We start from the raw sequence: 18,243 nt of genomic DNA on the forward strand, positions 1-18,243 counted from the left end.
TAGGGCGTGTATCGAAAATGCTGCTCGCGGTGCTCATCGGCAGCTGCGGGCAGCGCTGGATGTACGAGCCGGGGATGGTGTGCGCCCCTTCCAGCTGCAGAGTTGAACACGTTCAATAAGTCTGACAAGCTATGTCACCACAGCCCACCCCTATCGGTTGGTCGATGCGGGCTGAGGGTGGGAGGTTCTGGTGGCGGGCGAAAGCGGGCTGCGTTCGTGGGGGGTGGCCCTCGGTGGCTTGATGGTGGTTTTGGCTTTTCTGACAGCATGTGCCGGTCCATATCAGTACTACGAGGGAACAGGGCTCCACGACGCCACGGCAGCCGAAGTCGCTGGGGGCTGGAAAAACGTCGAGGGGACCCGCGTGGTGCTTCGCAAAGACGGAACGGCTCTTCTCGAAAAGCTCGACGGGCAAGACTTCGACTTCGAGGACGGCTGGCGTCTCTCCGGCACGGGAACCTGGCAACTGGCTGACAAAGAAGGCGGGCAGGTCGTCCGACTCGCGCTGGCAGTCCGGACCCGCGTTGAGAGCCGTTCCCCCGCGACGGCCGCTGACACTGCGACTCCTGAACCCCCATCGACATACGCGTGGTCCTTCTATGTGGACCGCGATCAGCACGATGAGTTGAAGCTGTTCTTCTTCTACGGCGATCCCGACATCGGGAACACCTACGTGATGACGCGCGAGACAGGGTCATAGCCATTCGTTGATCGCTGCGACCAGTACGATCGCCTCGTAGCGGACGGCGAGCTTGTCGTATCGCGTGGCGACAGCACGGTGTCTCTTGAGGCGGTTGATCCCGCACTCGACCGCATGGCGCTGGCGGTAGTCGACCGGGTCGAAGCGCGGCGGCCGGCCACCGCGGGAGCCGAGCTTCTGGCGGTTGCGGGCCTGGTCCGCTTTGTCCGGGATGGTGCAGCGGATTCCGCGGCGGCGCAGATAGGCGCGGTTCCTGCGGGAGGCGTACGCCTTGTCAGCCCGCACCCGATCGGGACGAACGCGTGGCCGACCCGGCCCGAGGCGGGGCACGCGAACCTTCTCCAGCACCGGCTCGAACTGCGGTGAGTCCCCGCGCTGCCCTGCCGTCACCACAATCGACAGGGGCTTCTGACCCTGCTCGACGGCCAAGTGCAGTTTGGTGGTGAACCCGCCGCGTGAGCGTCCCAGTCCGTGATCACCAGGCTCGGTGAACACGCCACCCGGTGGTTCCTTTTGCAGATCACCCTGCTTGCGAGCCCCGGCCGCATGCTGGTGGGCGCGGCAGACCGTGGAGTCGACACTCAGGTCCCACGCGATCGTGCCCTTCGCATCTGCCAGAGACTGGAGGCGGGTGAGGATGCGGTGCCAGGTGCCGTTCCGCTGCCATCGGCGAAAGAGGTCGTAGACCCGGCCCCACGGCCCGTACTCGACAGGCACGTCCCGCCACGGAACACCGGTCCGGACCCGGAACCGTATGCCGTCGATCAACCGCCGCCGAGGCCAGACCGGCGGTCGGCCCGCCTTCGTCCCCTTCGGCAACAATGACTCCAGCACCGCCCACTGCTCGTCCGTGAGATCTCCCCGACCCATGAACCGTGATCATTCACAGTCCCAAGATCCACTTTCGATACACGGCCTAGGTCGATCGCCGCCCGCACCTCGTCGGGTTCGTAGCGGTACGCGCCGTCGAACTCGTTGACGGCGACGACGAATCCGATGCCGCGCCGCTCGAAGAAGTCCACTGCGGAGAACGACTCCTCCAGCCGGCGTGTGTCGGCGAGGACGACCGCCCCCAGCGCACCCTCGGAGAGCTCGTCCCACATGAACCAGAAGCGTTCCTGGCCGGGGGTGCCGAACAGGTAGAGCACATGGCGGGCGTCCAGCGTGATCCGGCCGAAGTCCATGGCGACCGTGGTCGTCGTCTTGGACTCGATGCCGTCCAGGCTGTCGGTCGCCACGCTCACCTGGGTGAGCAGTTCCTCCGTACTGAGCGGGTCGATCTCACTCACCGCTCCGACGAACGTCGTCTTGCCCACTCCGAAGCCGCCCGCGATCAGGATCTTGAGCGCGGTCGGGAAGAGGTCACCGGCTTCAGAGCCGACGTCGTAGGCCATCGAGCACCGCCTCCAGCAGCGAACGGTCCGTGAATGAGTCATGGCTGCGCGGCGCCCGCGCGGTGACGGCGCCGCAGTCCACGAGATCGGACAGGAGCACCTTGGTGACGACCGCCGGGAGTCTCAGATGCGCGGAGATCTCGGCGACCGACGTCGGCCCGTTGCACAGTCCGAGCGCCAGACTGTGCTCGGGGCCGAGATGTCCTTGGGGTGTGGCTCCGGTGGCCATGACCAGGGACAGCAGATCCAGCGCCGTCGTAGGACGGGTTCGGCCGCCGCTCACGGTGTAGGGGCGGATCAGCCGACCGGCCGCGTCGTCGAGCAACGGCCCGTCCTTGGGCGCGGGCATGGTCACTGCCTCGCGGCGCTCGGCGCCCCGGCCGGCGTTCTGGCCGGGGTGGCCAGATACGGCCGCACGCTCTTGACCAGCATCGCCATCTCGTAGCCGAGCACGGCGGCATCGGCCTGTCGGCCGGCCAGGACCGCGAGGCAGGTGCCGGAGCCGGCCGTGGACACGAACAGCAGGGTGGAGTCGAGTTCCACGACCACTTGCCGCACCTCGCCGCCGTCGCCGAAGCGTGCTCCGGCACTGCGCCCCAGCGAGTAGAGGCCGGAGGCGAGGGCTGCCATGTGGTCGGCGCTGTCGTTGTCCAGGCCGTGCACCGATTTCACCAGCCCGTCGGAGGAGAGCAGTACCGCGTTGCGGGTGTACGGCACACGCTGGACGAGGCCGCTGAGCAGCCAGTCGAGGTCCGAGACATGGCCGGACGACACATCGCTCGCCATGGTGCATCTACTCCTTGATGGTGGTGTCCTGCGGGGGCAGGTCGGATCGTGCTGGTAACGGCGCGGCCGGCGGCTGCGACTCGGCGAGCCCTATACCGCGCTGGAAGGCGGCCATCAGTCCCGGGTCGTGCAGGGTGTGCTCGTCGTCCTTGCGCGGCACGGGTGCGTCGCGCAACTGCGGGACGAGATGCTCCTGGCTGCGTCGCTTGGGCAGTTGGGGGCGGCCCATGGTGCCGCGTACGGCGGCCGGCCGCGGCGGTTCGGCTGCGGGGGCGGGTTCGGTCGGCCCGGGAACATGGCCCTGGGTGAAGCCGGGCCGGGCGGCGGAGGGGTTGGGGCGGTCGCCGTGTTCCCCGCGTACGGGCAGGGGTTCCAGGCTCGCCGTCACGCGCACAGGTTCGCGCTGAGCGGGCAGGGACTGCGGCATCAGCTGGGGTTCGGGCTGCGGCTGCAGATCGGGCAGGGGCTGTGACGGGGACTGCGGTTGCGGTTGCGCCTGCGGCGAAGGGGGCCGCTGCGGCGAATGGTGCGGCTGCGGAGCCCCGTTCGGTTGCGGGAGCTGCGGCGGCGAGGTGGCCGCGATACGCGGGCCCGCCGCCGCCTGTGCGCCGTCGCCCTGCGTGCCGTGTGACGTGAGGCCGCCCTGTTCGGCGCCGAGCAGCCCCTGCGGCAGGACGAGGACGGCCTGTACGCCGCCGTAGATGTTGGACTGCAGCCGTACGGCGATGCCGTGACGGCGCGCGAGCGCGGAGACGACGAACAGGCCGATCCTGCCGTCCTGCAGCAGATGCGCGACGTTGACCTGGTCGGGGTCGGTGAGCAGGGCGTTCATCTTGTCCTGCTCACCGAGCGGCATGCCGAGCCCGCGGTCCTCGACCTCGACCGCGAGCCCTGCCGTGACGTGCTGGGCACGCAGCAGCACCTGGGTGTGCGGCGCGGAGAACAGCGTGGCGTTCTCGACGAGTTCGGCGAGAAGGTGGATGACGTCGGCGACCGCGTGGCCGCGCAGGGTGCCGTCGATCGGGGGTACGAGCTTGACCCGCGGGTACTGCTCCACCTCGGCGATCGCGGACCTGAGCACCTCGGTCATGGTGACCGGGTTGGACCACTGGCGGCGTGAGATCGCGCCGCCGAGCACGGCGAGGTTCTCCGCGTGCCGGCGGATGCGTGTCGCGAGATGGTCGACGTGGAACAGGCCCTTGAGCAGCTCCGGGTCCTCGACCTCGTTCTCCAGCTCGTCGAGCAGCTGGATCTCGCGGTGGACCAGCGACTGGAGACGCCGGGCGAGGTTGACGAAGACCTCGACCTTCTGTTCGTTGCCGACGCTGCTGGAGAGCCTCGACGCCTGGACGACCGCGGCCACGGCGGCGTCGTGGGAGCGAGTCAACTCCTGTGCCAGCAGGTCGAATTCGTCTGCGCCCGGGGGTGCTGCCGGGGGTGTGCGGCGGGCCGGCGGGCCTTCGCCGCGACGCAGGCTGTCGACGAGCGTACGCAGTTCGGCATGCCCCCGCGCGGTGGAGCGGCGCAGCGCGGAGGCGCGGTCGAGCATGGATCTGGCGGTGCGGTCGGCGCCGAGGGCGGCCGCTGCCACGGCCGCTATGGCGAGCACTGCCATGCCCGTCAGCACGACCCACAGGACGAGGGTCGGTTCGGGGGACGTGGCGCGCAGGGTGAAGAGCACCGCGGCCGCGCCGCTGAGCGCGGCGACCACCGTGGGCAGGACTGCGGTGCGCAGGAGTTGGGGTCGTATGCGGGCGTCCGCCGATGCGGGCGAGGCTTGCGCCCGCACCGACGAGGACAGGGAGCGGGTGCCGGGCCGGCCATGACGCCCGCCCTCTCGGCGGTCGGACCGCGCGGCAGGTGCGCGTAGTTGAGACATCAGCGTCCTTGGTACGTGGGGCCCCAGGAATCGGCGTACTGCGGTTGAGCGGCATCGGTGCGCAGGCCGACTGAGGGCATACGAAAGGAGCCGACCGTTGATCACCGGCAACACACGGTAGTCGCCGAAGGGGTGCCCCCGACGGGCAGTTGGCAAATTTGCCCGTCATTCCTCGCACTCTGGTATGAGGGCTCGTACGACAGCGCGAAATCGTGCGTCGACCCCGCTGCCGCGGGACGGCGGCAGCGGGGTCGACGGCTTCGAGGCTCCCCGGGAGCCTGTCTCCTGGCGGGTCAGCCGGCAGGCGCGACTTCCTGGGCGCCGGAGCCGGACTCCTCGGCCGGGGCGGTACGGGGCTCGGTGTCACCGACGGCCGGGGCTTCGGCCGTGCTCCACCCCGCGACCGGGGTGGTCGCCACCGTGCGCCACCACGCCGCCCTGGGGACGTTCCCGCCGGTCGGTTCGAAGGGCTCACCGGGGCGGGGCAGCGCGACGGGCGCTCCGGCGCCGGCAGCGGCGGCGACGGTGCCCTCGGCGGGCTCGGCCCACGGGTGCGGGGCCAGATTGAAGGTGCCCCAGTGGATCGGCAGCATCACACCGGAGGGCTCTCCGCCCTGCAGGTCCAGATGGGCGCGCATGCCCTCCTGCGGTGTCATGTGGATGTCGGGCCAGTACTCGCTGTAGGCGCCGATCTGGATCATGGTCGCGTCGAAGGGGCCGTGTGCGGCGCCGATGTCCTTGAAGCCCGGGAAGTAGCCCGTGTCGCCGCTGTGGTAGATCCGGTGCTCCGGACCCTCGACGGCCCAGGAGGCCCAGAGAGTGTGCTGCTGGTTGCGGATGCCCCGGCCGCAGAAGTGGCGGGCGGGGGTGGCGGTCAGCCGGATGCCGTTGACCTCGGTCGACTCGTTCCAGTCCAGCTCGCGCAGGCGGTGGGCGGCCACGCCCCAGCGCTCCAGGTGGGCGCCGACCCCGAGGGGGACGGCGAAGACCGTGTCCGTGCCGGCCAGGGCGCGGATCGTGGGCATGTCGAGGTGGTCGTAGTGGTCGTGGGAGATCACCACCACGTCGACGGGGCCGAGGGCGGCGAGCGGTGCGGGCACGGGGTGCAGCCGCTTCGGTCCGACGAAGGAGAACGGGGAGCAGCGCGCGCCCCAGACCGGGTCGAAGAGCACCCGGCGGCCGTCGATCTCGGCGAGGACGCTCGAATGTCCCATCCAGGTCAGCCGCAGTCCGGTGGCCGGGGGCCGGGCCAGGTCGGCGACGGTGGTGGGGTGGACGGGGATGTCCGAGACGGGTGCGCGGCGGGCCCGCGCCTCCTTCTCGAAGTAGATCTTCGCGAATTCCACCATGGAGCCGCCGGACGGCCGGGTGCGGGCGCCCTCGGGGTTCTGGAACGTGCCGTCGGCGAAGTTCGGCGAGCGGCGGATGCGGTCCAACCGCTCACCGGTGGGGTCGGCGCCGAAGGCGGCCGTCCTGAGCGCGCGGAGCCGGGAGCGCACCGAGTGGGGGGATCCAGCGCCGGTCACGGCACCTCCTGGTGATCGGGGGTCTTTCCATTATGTGCGGCCGTGGAAGGCAGGAGCCTGTCCGGCTCCTGCCGCGGGGAGTCCTGCCATGCCTCCGATTCCGTCATGACGTGGCAACGCCTGCTCTCGCGCCGGTGTTCCGGGAGGCGTCCTGCAATGCCCGGAAATCGACCGGGGCCGATGTCACATCCGGCGGCCGCCCGTCCGTCGTAGCCGTGAAAGGGAATCGCACCACGACTCAGGAGGCCCGTCATGGCCCGCATCTCTCTCGACCCGCGCCGCTCCTTCTTCCTGCGTGCGACCGAGTGGTACTCGAAGCGCCGGTACGGCAAGGTCCTGGACCCGGTGCTGGCGCTGGGGCACAACCCCGCGGTACTGCGGACCGATCTCCGGCTGGAGATGGCCGTCGCCAAATGGAACGCGCTCGACGCGGACCTGAAGGCTCTGGCCGTGATGGCGTCCGCCGCGTCGATCGGCTGCGGCTGGTGCATGGACTTCGGCCACTGGGCGAGCCGGCAGCGCGGCATGGACGTGCGCAAGCTGCGGGACGTACCGACGTGGCGGGACAGCGAGGTGTACACCCCGCTGGAGCGGGACGTCATGGCGTACGCGGAGGCCATGAGCGCCAATCCGCCCGAGGTGGGCGACGAGCTCGCCGCTCGGTTGCTCGGGCAGCTGGGCGAGGCCGCGTTCGTGGAGCTGACGGCGATGGTCGCGGTGGAGAATCTTCGTTCGCGCATCAACTCCGCGCTGGGGCTGACCAGTCAGGGCTTCAAGGATCACTGTGAGATCCCGGCCGGAGGTCCGGCCGCCGTGCGTGCGGATTCCGTCACCGTGCGGGCGGAGTAGGGCCGTCCGCGCGGATCGGGGCCCCACCGGGCCCTGGCGCCGGCCCGCACCAGGGGCCACGGCCGCGCTGCCGTGGTCCGGCCGTCCCCGGGCGCGGAAAGCCGTCGCGGGACGGCCGGACCGGGTCAGGTACGGGGTGGATCAGGACCATGATCGGCTGTGTAGGGTGACGCCGTGGCCAGAATTCGGTTGAGCGTCGCGGAGCGGCGTGAGGAACTGCTGAACGCCGCTGTCGAGCAGATCGAGCAGCGTGGTGTGGCGGCCGTACGCATCGCCGACGTCGCGTCGTCCCTGGGCGTGAGCAGTGCATTGGTGCTCTATCACTTCTCGTCCAAGGAGCAGCTGGTCGCGGCGGCCTTCACGCACGCTGCCGACGCCGACCTGGCGCATCTGCGCAAGTTGCTGGGCCGCCGTACGTCCGCTCTGCGCCGGCTGCGCGCCGCGGTGCGGTGGTACGCGCCGACGGGACAGGCCAAGGGCTGGCGGCTGTGGATCGAGGGCTGGGGGGCCGCGCTGCGTGATCCGGCACTGCGGGATGTCGCCCGCGGCCTCGACCAGCAGTGGAAGGCGGCGCTCACCGAGGTGATAGCGGAGGGTGCGGCCGCCGGGGAGTTCCCGTGCGCCGACCCGGCCGCGGCGGCCTGGCGTCTGACCGCGTTCCTGGACGGGCTGGCGGTGCAGATGACGTCGTACTCCGGCTCGCTGTCGCGGGCGGCGATGCTGCAATGGACGGACGAGGCGCTCGCCCGTGAGCTGGGCATAGACCGCGAGGTGCTGACGGCGACGGCCCGCTGATCCACGGGTGCCGTGCGGACGGGCTGCCGTACACACACGAGTGACCCTGTGTGTCCGTTACGTCACGTATCGGGCACACAGGGTCCGCCCACCGGGCCCGACCCCTACGGGGTCAGGAATTCGACGGAATCGAGGTCGTACGGGCTCGCCTGCGGTGAGGTGAACACGAGGTACAGCCGGTGGGTGCCGCCGAGTGGCTCGACCGGAACCGGCGCCGTCGACTGGTAGGTGTCCCAGCCGCCGGTGTTCTGCACGGGGGTGGTGGCGAGCAGCTTGCCGTCGGGGGCGTCCGCGCGGAGTTCGATGGCGCCGACTCCATGCGCTGAGGACACCTTGTACGAGACCTTGTCGATGCCCTCGACGCTCATCGGGTCGAAGGCGATCCAGTCGCCGTCGCCGATGTCCCCGATGCGTTTGCCGTTCTCGGCCCCGGCCTGCGAGACGATCCGGGTGCCGGACTGGGCGTCGTAGTACTCCGCCTGCTTGTGCCTGGGCTGCAGGACGGAGCGTCCGTAGCCGGTGAGGGCGCTGACGCCGTCGCCACCCTTGTCGGTGTACTTGGCGTTGAGTACGTAGGTGAGGTCGGCGCCCTCCGGGTGTCCGCCGAGGTCTCCTGTGTCGACCGTGCCTTCGCAGCCGGGGATGTCGGTGGTCGGGTGCTCGTGGTCGTCGTGGCCGAGGGCCGGGTTGACGGTCACCTTGGCGCAGTCGACGGGGCCGTCCTCCGGGTCGGTGACGGTGACCTTGTAGGGGATCTTGTCGCCGAAGGCGATGAGTTTGCCGTCGACGGGGAAGTCGATGGTCACCTTCGGGGCCGTATTGCCCGCGGTGATCGGGATGTTGGCGTATCCGGCCTTCCCGGTGGCGTCGGTGACCTTGAGCTGGGCGGTGAAGTCGCCCTTTGCCGTGTACGTGTGGGTGGGCGCGGCCTCGGTGGAGTCGTAGGTGCCGTCCCCGTCGAAGTCCCAGGCGTAGGTGAGAGGATCACCGTCCGGGTCGTTGCTGCCGTCGCTGGAGAAGTCGACCTCCAGCGGGACGGGGCCGTCGGTGGCGGAGGCGGCGGCCTTGGCGACGGGGATGCGCTGCCCCTGGGCGTAGTCGATGCGGTAGAGCCCCGAGTCGTTGTTGCCGCCGCCGAAGGACGATCCCCATTCGAGGACGTACAGGGATCCGTCGGGTCCGAAGGTCATGTCCATCGGCTTGTTGAACTTCTGGGAGGACAGGAAGTCGTTGATCTTGAGGAGCTTGTCGTCCTTGTCGAAGCGGATCTCCTTGACGTAGTTGCGCGACCACTCGTAGAAGAAGCTCGCGCCGTCGAAGTACGCGGGGAACTTCGTCGTGGACGGGTTGTTGGCGTCGTAGCGGTAGACGGGGCCGCTCATCGGGGCGGAACCGCCACTGCCCATCTCCGGGAACCCGGCGGACTCGCCGTAGCCGTACCAGATCTCCGGCTGCTGGAGCGGCGGCAGGTCCTTCAGGCCGGTGTTGTTGGGCGACGGGTTGACGGGCTTGGCGCAGTCGAACTTGGCGCCGACCTCCTGCGTGTCCGGGTTGTAGGGCGCGTAGGCCAGGTTGTTGCCGTGGCAGAAGGGCCAGCCGAAGTTCCCGGGCTTCTTGATGACGTTGAACTCGACGAGGCCCTCGGGGCCGCGGTCGGTCGTGGGCAGTCCGCGGTCGGGTCCGTAGTCGGAGACGTGGACGTGTCCGGTCCGGCTGTCGACGGTGAAGCGGAAGGGGTTGCGGAAGCCCATGGCGTAGATCTCGGGGCGGGTCTTCGGGGTGCCTTTCCGGAAGAGGTTGCCCTGGGGGATGGTGTAGCCGCCGGAGTCGGTCGGCCTGATGCGCAGGATCTTGCCGCGCAGGTCGTTGGTGTTGCCGGCGGTGCGGGCGGCGTCGAGCATCTGCTTGCCGGAGCGCCAGTCGAGGGGGGCGTACCCCTGCCAGGCGGGGTCGAGGTTGGGCGGGACGTCGTCCCCGACGCCGAGGTACAGGGTGCGGCCGGGTCCGAACTCGACGGCGCCGCCGGTGTGTCCGGGCTCGGGGAAGGTGCGGTCGCGGTAGGCGGGGACGTCGAGGAGTTTCCTCTCGCTCTTCGGGTCGAGCGTGTTGCCGTCGACGGTGAAGCGGGAGAGGCGGTTGACGTCGTCGGAGGCGCCTGCCGGTGCGTAGTAGAGGTAGATCCAGTGGTTCTTGCGGAAGTCCGGGTCGAGTTCCATGCCGACGAGCCCGTCCTCGCCGCCGGTGTAGACGTCGAGCTTTCCGGCGCTGACGGTGGTGTGGGTCTTCGGGTCGAAGATCTTCACCTCGCCGTTGCGCTGCGCGTAGAAGACCCGGCCGTCGTGGGCGACGTCGAGTTCCATCGGGTCGGCGGTGTTGTCGTCGAGGGTGACCTTCTCGTAGCCGCTCCAGACGGTGCCGCCGCAGTCGCCGGGCTTGTTGCCCGCCGCCCACTGGACGCCGCCGACGACGTGGTCGCGGAAGGCGGCCTCGCTGTAGGCGGGGGTGTCGTGGCCCATGGCGGTTGCCCACACACGGCCGCCCTCGGCGTTGCGGCACCAGGAGATGGGGTGGTCGGCGCCCATGGCGGAGCCGCCGGGGTTGTAGGTGGTCTCGTCGGCGGTGACGAGGACGTGGACGTCGCCACGGGGGTTCTTGTCGAAGTTGTACCACTCCTCGGGGCGATCCCAGCGCTCCGGAAGGCCCTTGGTCGAGGGGTGGACGGTGTCGGCGACCTTGGCGGTGCCCTGGAGGACGCCGGGTGAGTGGGCGGGCATGTGGGCGCCGCCGTTGATGATCTGGTCCCACCAGGGGAACTGCTCCTCGACACCCATGTCGAGGGTGTTGTGGATGGCGACGACGCCGCCTCCGCCGCGCACGTACGTCTGCATGGCCTCGCGCTGGGCGTCGGTGTCCCACACCATGCCGGAGTTCTGCAGCATGACGACGACGTCGAAGTCCTTCAGTTTCGCGTCGTCGAAGACGGCCGGGTCGGCGGTCTGGACGACCTCGAAGTCGTGCTCGGCAGCCTCCTCCTGGAACATCTGGATACCGGCGGGGATGGAACCATGGACATAGCCGACGGCCCTGGTGAACAGGAGCGCGCGGAACGCGGGTGCCTGGGCGGAGGCCGCTGCCGTCGTGGGGAGCGCGGTGATCGCCAGTAACAGCGCGGCGAGGACGGCGAGGGCCGTTCTGGACAGGGTTCGAATGTCGCGAGCATGACAGATCATGAACGGGTCCTCTCTGCTGAGCGGTCGGGCTCGGACGAGGCTCTGTTCGGCGGGGGTGCGAGACAGGAGCGGAGGAAGGCGAGGCCGTCGGTCGCGAGGGCGTCCTGGGAGGGAGCGAGCGGCCGCCAGACAGAAGCAGCCACCGCGATGGCGTCGTTGTGGGCGGTGAACGACTCGATGCACAACGGGCCGCGGTACCCGGCGCCGGTGAGCGCCGCAAGGAATCCCTGCCAGTCCAGATGGTCCGCCCCGGGCGCGCCCCGGTCGTTGGCGCACACCTGCACATGCACGATGCGGCCGGTGGCCTCGCGTACCGCGGCGGGCAACGAGCGTTCCTCGATGTTCAGGTGGTAGGTGTCGAGGGCGAGGCCGATGGCCTCGGGAGGCAGGCCGTCGAGCGCGTCGAGGGTCTGGGCGACGGTGTTCAGCACGCTGGTCTCGTAGCGGTTCAGCGGCTCCACGCCGATCCGTACCCCGGCGGCGCTCGCGTGCTCGACCACGGGTGCCAGATGGTCGCGCAACTCGCGGCAGACGGCGCCCCGTTCGGCCGGGTCCATCCGCCAGGTGCGGCCGACGGCGGCGTACAGCGGCCCCGCGACGACGGGTGCGCCCACGGCGTGTGCCGCGTCGACACAGCGCCGCAGATAGTCCTGCGTGGCACGAACGGTCGGCGGAGCGGTGCGCACCAGATCGCGCTCCGGCGGCATGACGGCGATGACGGCGGCAGGGGCGAGGCCGGTGTCGGCGAGGAGGCCCGCGACTTCGGCCGCCGCCCAGTCGCCTGCCTGTTCCAGCGGGATCTCCACGCAGTCGAATCCCCAGGCGGCGAGGCGCGGCAGGGTGCCGGCCAGGGCGTCGCCGGTGACCGGCGAGTGCCAGATCCAGGGGTTGGCGCCGACCGGGAAGGGATGAAGGCGCCTCACCCCTTGCCTCCCCAGTCCCCCGGGAACCCGGGCAGCTTCTCGCAGCCGCACATCGCGTAGTGCAGCGGCGGCATGCCCGGCCGCAGATACCGGTCGAGGTTGGCCTCCGTCACCGTGGGCTGGGGCAGCTTCCACTCCTTGGGGACCTGCTGCCCGGCGAGAATCCGCAAGGCGGCGACAACAGGGGTCCGCCACTGGAACGTCGGGTACGTGGGCGCGATCGCCGTGAGCTTCTTGTCCTGCCACGCCTGGAGGAAGTCCTGCTGGTCCTCGCCCGTGATCGGCGGGACGTCCTTGCCCGCGTCCTCGAACGCCTCCACCGCGGCGACGGCCGTGGCGCCCGAGTCCATCCACACCCCGTCGATGTCGCCGTGCCGGGTCAGCGCATCGGTGACGACCGCCTTGGTCTTCGACGGATCGCCTTCGGTGAACTTCACGTCGACGACGTCCAGTTCGCTCTTGCCGAAGGCGAGTTCGGCGGCGGACCAGCGGTTCTCCAGCACGTCGACACCGGGTGAGATGCGCAGCGCGAGCACCTTCCCCTTGGGCTTCACCTTCTCGACGAGGAAGTCCGCGGCGACGGCCCCGTATCCGTAACCGCCGATCGGGTTGATGAAGGTCACGGCGCAATCGGTCTCCACGCCCCGGTCGAAGACGATGACAGGGACCTTGCCGCATGCCTTCTCCACGGCGGGGGTGAGGGTGGCGGTGGTGTTCGGGGAGACGATGAGCGCGTCGCAGCCCCTGCCGGTGAGCTCCTGGATGTCGGAGATCTGTTTGTCGTCCTTGCCCTGTGCGTCCAGGACGGTGAACTCGGCGATCTCCTGGTGCAGGGCGACCTCGGCCTTCATAGTCTTCAGCCCGACCTGGCGCCAGGGGTTGAAGACTCCCGCGTTGGAGAAACAGAGATGAGCGCCGTCCGCGGTGGCCTTGCGGTACTGCCCGGTGTCGGTCATCTCAGGGTTCAGCATCTGCTCCCAGGGCCGGTCGGCCGGTCCCTGTGGCGCGACGTCGGCGAGCGCCAACTGACGTTCGTACTCGGCCTGTTCGAAGAACTCCGACTTCTCGCCGCCGGCGGATTCACCGGCCGTGGCACCGGCCTGTCCGGCGGGCCGCTCGGGTGGCGCGTCGGAGGTGCAGGCGGCCACGAGCACCGTACCGAGCAGTGCGGCGGCCGAGGCGAGGGCGCGGGAGCGGATCGTGCGGGTGGTGATCATGGCAGTGCCCTTCCCGAGGGGTGTGTACGGCGACGACGCAGCCGGGAGAAGTCGGCGGCGCCGAGTCCCACGGCGGCAATGACGATGAAGCCCTGCACCGTGGACTCCAGGGCGCCGGAGACGCCTTGCAGATTGAGCAGGGTGAACAGGGCCTGCAGGGAGAAGGCCCCGGCCATGGCGCCCACGACGGAGCCCCGGCCGCCGCCGAGCACGACACCGCCGAGCACGACGGCGGTGATCGCCTCGAACTCCAGGCCGCGGCCCGCCTGGGCGGACACTCCGGAGAATCCCCCGATGAGGACCGCGGCGAGTGCGGCGGCTGCTCCGGACAGCACGAACGCGATCGTGCGGACGCGGGCGACGCGGACGCCCGCGAGGGCGGCCGCGCGTTCACTGTCGCCCGTGGCGATCAGCGTGCGGCCGAAGTCGCCGCGCATCAGCACGACGGCCGCGGCCCCGGCAGCGAGGCAGATGAGCACGGCCCAGGGCAGCCAGCCGAAGGCGGAGCCGCGGCCGAGCTGACGGAACGCAGCGGGCAGGGCCCCGTGCGGGGAGCCGCCGGTCCAGAAGAAGACGGCGCCTTCCAGGATGAGCATCATGCCGAGGGTGGTGATGAAGGAGGGCACCCGCAGGGCGGTGGTGATCAGCCCGTTGACGAGCCCGGTGGCGGCCCCCGCAAGGACGAGTACGGCGGTGACGAGCAGCCAGGGCGCGTCGGGGAAGGAGGCGTACAGCTCGGCGGCCACGACCACCCCCGCGGTGACCACGGCCCCGACGGAGAGGTCGAACTCCCCGCAGACGATGACCAGATACTGCCCGGCCGCGAGCAGGACAAGGGGCGCAGCCCGCTTCACGAAGGCGAGCAGGCGGTCGGGCTCGTAGAAACCGGGGTCGGTCAGGGCGAGCGCGGCGAGGATCAGGGCGAGCAGCAGACAGACGGGTGCGCCGGTGCCGAGTGCGCCGAGAGCGCGCCTTCCCCGGACGGCTGTTGCCGACGTCATGCCGTCCTCCCATTCGTTGCCCGGCCGCGCCGGGCGTAGAGGGCGACGGCCGCGATGATCACGACGCCCCGGACGACGTTCTTGAAGAACGGGTCGACGGAGAGCTGGTTGAAGACGGAGTCGAGAACGGCGAGGACGAGGACCCCGCCGAGGGTGCCCGCGACTCCGCCCCTGCCTCCGGCGAGTGCGGTGCCCCCGAGCACCACAGCGGCGATGGATTCGAGGTCGTAGCGGGCTTCGGTACCCGCCCAGGGGGCTCCGGCGCCGAGCCGCGAGGCGAGGAACAGTGCGGCGGCGCCGACGCACAGGGAGCACAGGACGTGCGCGGTGACGACGGTGCGGCGGGTGCGGACACCGGAGAGCCGGGCCGCGTGCTCGTCGCCGCCGGTCGCGTACATATGGTGGCCGAGCCGCGTTCTGCGGGTGATCAGCCACATGAGTGCGGCGACAGCCGCGAGCAGGAACAGCGATACGGGGACGGGGCCGATGCGGTCGTAGCCGAGGTGCTGGAAGGATGCCGGGACCTTGCCGGCAGGTCCTGTGTAGTTGTCCTCGATCCAGCCGCGGAGGATGAAGGCGACTCCGAGGGTGGCGATGAAGGCGTTCACCTTCAGTCCGGTGACGACGAGCCCGTTCGCGAGGCCGACGGCTGCCGAGAGCGCGACGACGGCGAGGACGGCGGTGACGACTCCGCTGCTCTGCATGGTCTCGGCGGCGACGAGCGTGCCGAGGCTGATGAGGTAGGCGACGGAGAGGTCGAGGGAGCCGGTCAGGATGACGGCGGACTGCCCGACGGCCACCAGGCCGAGTGCGACACAGTTCTGAAGGATCGTCACGATGTTCGTGAGGCTGAGCAGGTCACCTCCGCGTATGCCGACGACGGCCCAGCCGAGGAGGGTGACGGCGGCGGCCGCCGCCCAGATACCGACGGCGGGATCGGCGAGCCGGGAGCGGGCCGCGCCGCGTAAGGACGTCCCGGGCCGCGGGCCGGTGGCCGTGGTGAGCGCGTTCACGGGGTCTCCCTCGTGGTGTGGGGGTCGTCCGTCGGATGTGTCCCACCGGTCGCGAGCCGCATGATGTCCTCCTCGCCCGTTCCGGCGGGGAGTTCACCGGCGAGGCGGCCCTCGGACATGACGAGGATGCGGTCGCTCATGCCGATCAGTTCCGGCAGTTCGGAGGAGATGATCAGCACGGCGAGGCCGTTGCGGGCCAGTTCGCGGACGAGTGTGTGGATCGCGGCCTTGGCGCCCACGTCGACGCCGCGGGTGGGCTCGTCGAAGAGCAGGACCCGAGGGCGGGCGGCGAGCCATTTGGCGATGACGACCTTCTGTTGGTTGCCGCCGGACAGGTACTGCGCCTGCTGGTCCTCACCCCGCGCGTGGAGCCGGACCCGTTCGAGGAGTTCGGTGAGCGAGCGGGCGGCGGGCGGGCGTCCGCGGGCGGGGACCGCACGGGTGACGAGAAGCGCGTTGTCGCGCACGGACTGGTGGAGGGCGAGTCCCTCCGTCTTGCGGTCCTCGGTGACGAGGGCGATGCCGGCGCGGATGGCCTGGCGCGGGTTGTCGGGGCGCAGGGGTCTGCCGCCGACGGCCATCGTGCCCTCGGTGAAGGGTGCTGCGCCGAACAGGGCGCGGGCGAGTGAGGTGCGGCCGGAGCCCTGGAGGCCGGCGACACCGACGACCTCACCGGCGTGGAGTGTCAGATCGATGCCGCAGATCCGGGAGTTGGCGCCTCCTCGCACGGTGAGCCGTTCCTCGCCCCTTTCTCCGGCTCGCGCGCGGGGCGGGTAGTAGGCGGTGAGTTCGCGGCCGACCATGGCGCGGACCACCTCGTCGGGGTCGGTCTCGTCCGTGCGCAGGGTGGTGACGCGGCGGCCGTCCTTGAGCACGGTGATCCGCCGGGACAGGTCGAAGACCTCGCCGAGTCGGTGGGAGATGTACAGGATGCCGAGCCCGCGGGCGGTGAGCCGCCGGATCAGCGCGGAGAGCCGTTCCACCTCGTGATCGGCGAGCGGCGCGGTCGGCTCGTCCATGACGAGCACGCGTACGGCGCCGGCGGAGGGTGCGTCGGCGGCACGAGGCGTGAGCGCCTTGACGATCTCGACGGTCTGCTGCCGTGCCACGGACAGGTCGCGCACGGCCGTGCGCGGTGTGATGCCGGTTTCGTCGAGTTCGGCGAGGAGTTCCTCGGTGCGGCGTTCCATGGCGGCCCGGTCGACGAGGCCGCGGCGGGTGGGTTCGCGGCCGAGGAACACGTTCTCGGCGACAGTCCGGTGCGGCAGGAGTGCGAACTCCTGGTGGATGATGCCGATTCCGGCGGCCTGCGCCTGGGACGGGTGGGTGAAGGTGTGCCGGGTTCCGTCGATGGTGACGGAACCGGCGTCGGGGACGTACTCCCCCGCGAGGATCTTCATCAGGGTGGATTTTCCGGCTCCGTTCTCGCCCACCAGGGCGTGCACTTCACCGGCCTCGAGGTCGAGTCCCACGTCGTGCAGGACCCGGACTCCCAGAAAGCTCTTTGACACGCCGTTCATCGTCAGCATCGACTGGCTCCTCGGCAGCGGTCTGCTGAGCAATATCCAGACGCCTCATATGACTGTCAATAGCCCAAGTAACGTTCGTTCTCGGCCCGTTGGTGCAGACTTACGCCGACTGTCGAACAACTCACGCCTTGTGAGCAGCGGAAGTCGTTGCCTATGGTTGCTGCCATGCCTTCGCCTCTCCCGCCCTTGGCTGTGAGCACCTCTCCCGCCTCGCACTCGGCCGGCGAGGTGCTGTCGCTGATCCGTTCCGGCTCGGCCGCGACGCGGGCGGACATCGCACGGATCACCGGGCTCGCCCGCTCCACGGTCTCGCAGCGGGTGGACGCGCTCGTCGCCCACGGATTCGTGGACGAGGACAACGCGGACGGCGGATCCACCGGTGGCCGGCCGCCCCGAAGGCTCCAACTGCGTACCAGGGAACACGCGGTGGCCGGTGTCGATCTCGGCGCCTCGCACTGCCGGGTGGCGCTGATGGACATCGGCGGCACGATGCTGGCGACGCAGGAGGACCCGCTGTCGATCGGTGACGGGCCCGATTCGGTGCTGCGTCACGTGGAACGCACCCTGCAGGCGCTGTTGAAGGAGGCGGGCCGCGAGCCGGCGATGCTGCGCTCGATCGGTGTGGGGGTGCCGGGTCCCGTCGAGTTCTCGACGGGACGTCCGGTGGATCCGCCGATCATGCCCGGCTGGCACCAGTATCCGATCCCGGAGTTCTTCGCGGCGCGATTCGGTGTACGGGCCCTGGTCGACAACGACGTGAACGTGATGGCCCTGGGCGAGCACCGCCGTTCGTTCCCCGACACCCGATTCCTGCTCTACCTCAAGATCGGTACCGGCATCGGCTGCGGAATCGTCGCCGACGGCAGACTGCATCGGGGTGCGCAGGGATGCGCGGGCGACATCGGGCACATTCGCGTCGGCGAGCGGGACGAACCCTGCCGCTGCGGCAACAGCGGCTGTCTGGAGGCGATCGCGGGCGGCGCGGCGCTCGCCGCGCAGCTGTCCGCCCTCGGCCTGGACGCGGTTTCCGGCAGCGATGTGGTGAGGCTGGTGAAGTCCGGCAACCGGGACGCGGTGCGGATGGTGCGCGAGGCGGGCCGCGCGGTCGGCGAGGTGCTGGCCGGCCTGGTGAACTTCTTCAACCCGGAGACCGTGGTGGCGGGTGGCGCTCTGGCAGCCGTGCACGACCAGCTGCTGGCGGGGGTGCGGGAGGCGGTCTACCGCCGCTCGCATCCGCTGGCGACGCAGGCGCTGCGGATCGAGCCGAGCCGTACGGGCGAGAACGCGGCGGCTGTCGGGGCCGGGATCCTCGCCATCGAGCATGCGCTCTCCCCGTCCGAGGTCGACCGGCAGCTCGCCGGTTCCACGGCCTGAGCCCCGGGACGCGGAACGCCCCGGGGC

Annotated in this window: 16 protein-coding genes; 4 read left to right on the forward strand and 12 right to left on the reverse strand. The window is 70.2% G+C overall.

Annotated features, from left to right (window positions below):
* Positions 1-190 precede the first annotated feature (190 nt).
* The gene (locus AC067Z_RS19935) at positions 191-700 is read left to right on the forward strand and encodes a hypothetical protein (protein ID WP_478790870.1); all 510 of its coding nucleotides are present in this window, start codon (positions 191-193) and stop codon (positions 698-700) included.
* Here AC067Z_RS19935 and AC067Z_RS19940 read toward each other — a convergent pair.
* The 6 genes from AC067Z_RS19940 to AC067Z_RS19965 all read right to left on the reverse strand — a co-directional run bounded on the left by AC067Z_RS19940 (position 695) and on the right by AC067Z_RS19965 (position 6,285).
* Positions 695-1,570, reverse strand: a complete 876-nt coding sequence (locus AC067Z_RS19940) for an IS5 family transposase (protein WP_478790871.1) — start codon at positions 1,568-1,570, stop codon at positions 695-697. The two genes, AC067Z_RS19935 and AC067Z_RS19940, sit on opposite strands and share 6 nt — an antisense overlap.
* Positions 1,465-2,094 (reverse strand): GTP-binding protein, encoded by a 630-nt coding sequence (locus tag AC067Z_RS19945; RefSeq protein ID WP_478790872.1) that lies wholly within the window; start codon positions 2,092-2,094, stop codon positions 1,465-1,467. Before AC067Z_RS19945 ends, AC067Z_RS19940 begins: the two co-directional genes overlap by 106 nt.
* Positions 2,072-2,443: a DUF742 domain-containing protein gene (locus AC067Z_RS19950; protein ID WP_478790873.1), complete on the reverse strand. Its 372-nt coding sequence runs from the start codon at positions 2,441-2,443 to the stop codon at positions 2,072-2,074. The genes AC067Z_RS19945 and AC067Z_RS19950 overlap by 23 nt, the downstream gene beginning before the upstream one ends.
* Positions 2,444-2,445: 2 nt before the next feature.
* The gene (locus tag AC067Z_RS19955) at positions 2,446-2,880 is read right to left on the reverse strand and encodes a roadblock/LC7 domain-containing protein (RefSeq protein WP_478790874.1); all 435 of its coding nucleotides are present in this window, start codon (positions 2,878-2,880) and stop codon (positions 2,446-2,448) included.
* Between the two features lie 7 nt (positions 2,881-2,887).
* A complete protein-coding gene (locus tag AC067Z_RS19960; protein WP_478790875.1) occupies positions 2,888-4,759 on the reverse strand; it encodes a sensor histidine kinase in 1,872 nt (623 codons plus the stop codon).
* Between the two features lie 293 nt (positions 4,760-5,052).
* Entirely contained in the window at positions 5,053-6,285 is a 1,233-nt protein-coding gene (locus AC067Z_RS19965) for an MBL fold metallo-hydrolase (protein WP_478790876.1), read from the reverse strand.
* 252 nt (positions 6,286-6,537) lie between these two features.
* Between AC067Z_RS19965 and AC067Z_RS19970 the strand changes: the two genes are divergently transcribed.
* Positions 6,538-7,134, forward strand: a complete 597-nt coding sequence (locus AC067Z_RS19970) for a carboxymuconolactone decarboxylase family protein (protein ID WP_478790877.1) — start codon at positions 6,538-6,540, stop codon at positions 7,132-7,134.
* A 174-nt stretch (positions 7,135-7,308) separates the two neighbouring features.
* Positions 7,309-7,929, forward strand: a complete 621-nt coding sequence (locus AC067Z_RS19975) for a TetR/AcrR family transcriptional regulator (protein WP_478790878.1) — start codon at positions 7,309-7,311, stop codon at positions 7,927-7,929.
* Between the two features lie 104 nt (positions 7,930-8,033).
* On the opposite strand, the gene AC067Z_RS19980 is transcribed toward AC067Z_RS19975, so the two are convergent.
* From AC067Z_RS19980 to AC067Z_RS20005, 6 genes are read right to left on the reverse strand one after another with little or no spacing between them, the layout of a single operon-like run.
* Positions 8,034-11,159 carry a ThuA domain-containing protein gene (locus AC067Z_RS19980; RefSeq protein WP_478790879.1) on the reverse strand — a complete coding sequence of 1,042 codons (3,126 nt, stop codon included), beginning with the start codon at positions 11,157-11,159 and terminating at the stop codon, positions 8,034-8,036.
* On the reverse strand, positions 11,156-12,082 hold the full coding sequence (locus tag AC067Z_RS19985) for a sugar phosphate isomerase/epimerase family protein (RefSeq protein ID WP_478790880.1): 927 nt from the start codon (positions 12,080-12,082) through the stop codon (positions 11,156-11,158). The genes AC067Z_RS19980 and AC067Z_RS19985 overlap by 4 nt, the downstream gene beginning before the upstream one ends.
* Entirely contained in the window at positions 12,079-13,299 is a 1,221-nt protein-coding gene (locus AC067Z_RS19990) for a substrate-binding domain-containing protein (RefSeq protein WP_478790881.1), read from the reverse strand. The genes AC067Z_RS19985 and AC067Z_RS19990 overlap by 4 nt, the downstream gene beginning before the upstream one ends.
* Positions 13,296-14,300 (reverse strand): ABC transporter permease, encoded by a 1,005-nt coding sequence (locus tag AC067Z_RS19995; protein ID WP_478790882.1) that lies wholly within the window; start codon positions 14,298-14,300, stop codon positions 13,296-13,298. The genes AC067Z_RS19990 and AC067Z_RS19995 overlap by 4 nt, the downstream gene beginning before the upstream one ends.
* Complete coding sequence (locus AC067Z_RS20000; protein ID WP_478790883.1) at positions 14,297-15,313, reverse strand: ABC transporter permease; 1,017 nt, start codon at positions 15,311-15,313, stop codon at positions 14,297-14,299. Before AC067Z_RS20000 ends, AC067Z_RS19995 begins: the two co-directional genes overlap by 4 nt.
* Positions 15,310-16,842, reverse strand: coding sequence for a sugar ABC transporter ATP-binding protein (locus tag AC067Z_RS20005; protein WP_478790884.1), 1,533 nt, complete (start codon positions 16,840-16,842; stop codon positions 15,310-15,312). The genes AC067Z_RS20000 and AC067Z_RS20005 overlap by 4 nt, the downstream gene beginning before the upstream one ends.
* A gap of 165 nt (positions 16,843-17,007) precedes the next feature.
* Between AC067Z_RS20005 and AC067Z_RS20010 the strand changes: the two genes are divergently transcribed.
* Complete coding sequence (locus AC067Z_RS20010) at positions 17,008-18,216, forward strand: ROK family protein (protein WP_478790885.1); 1,209 nt, start codon at positions 17,008-17,010, stop codon at positions 18,214-18,216.
* The last annotated feature ends 27 nt before the right edge of the window (positions 18,217-18,243 follow it).

Source organism: Streptomyces sp. NPDC043812 (genome assembly GCF_056436245.1).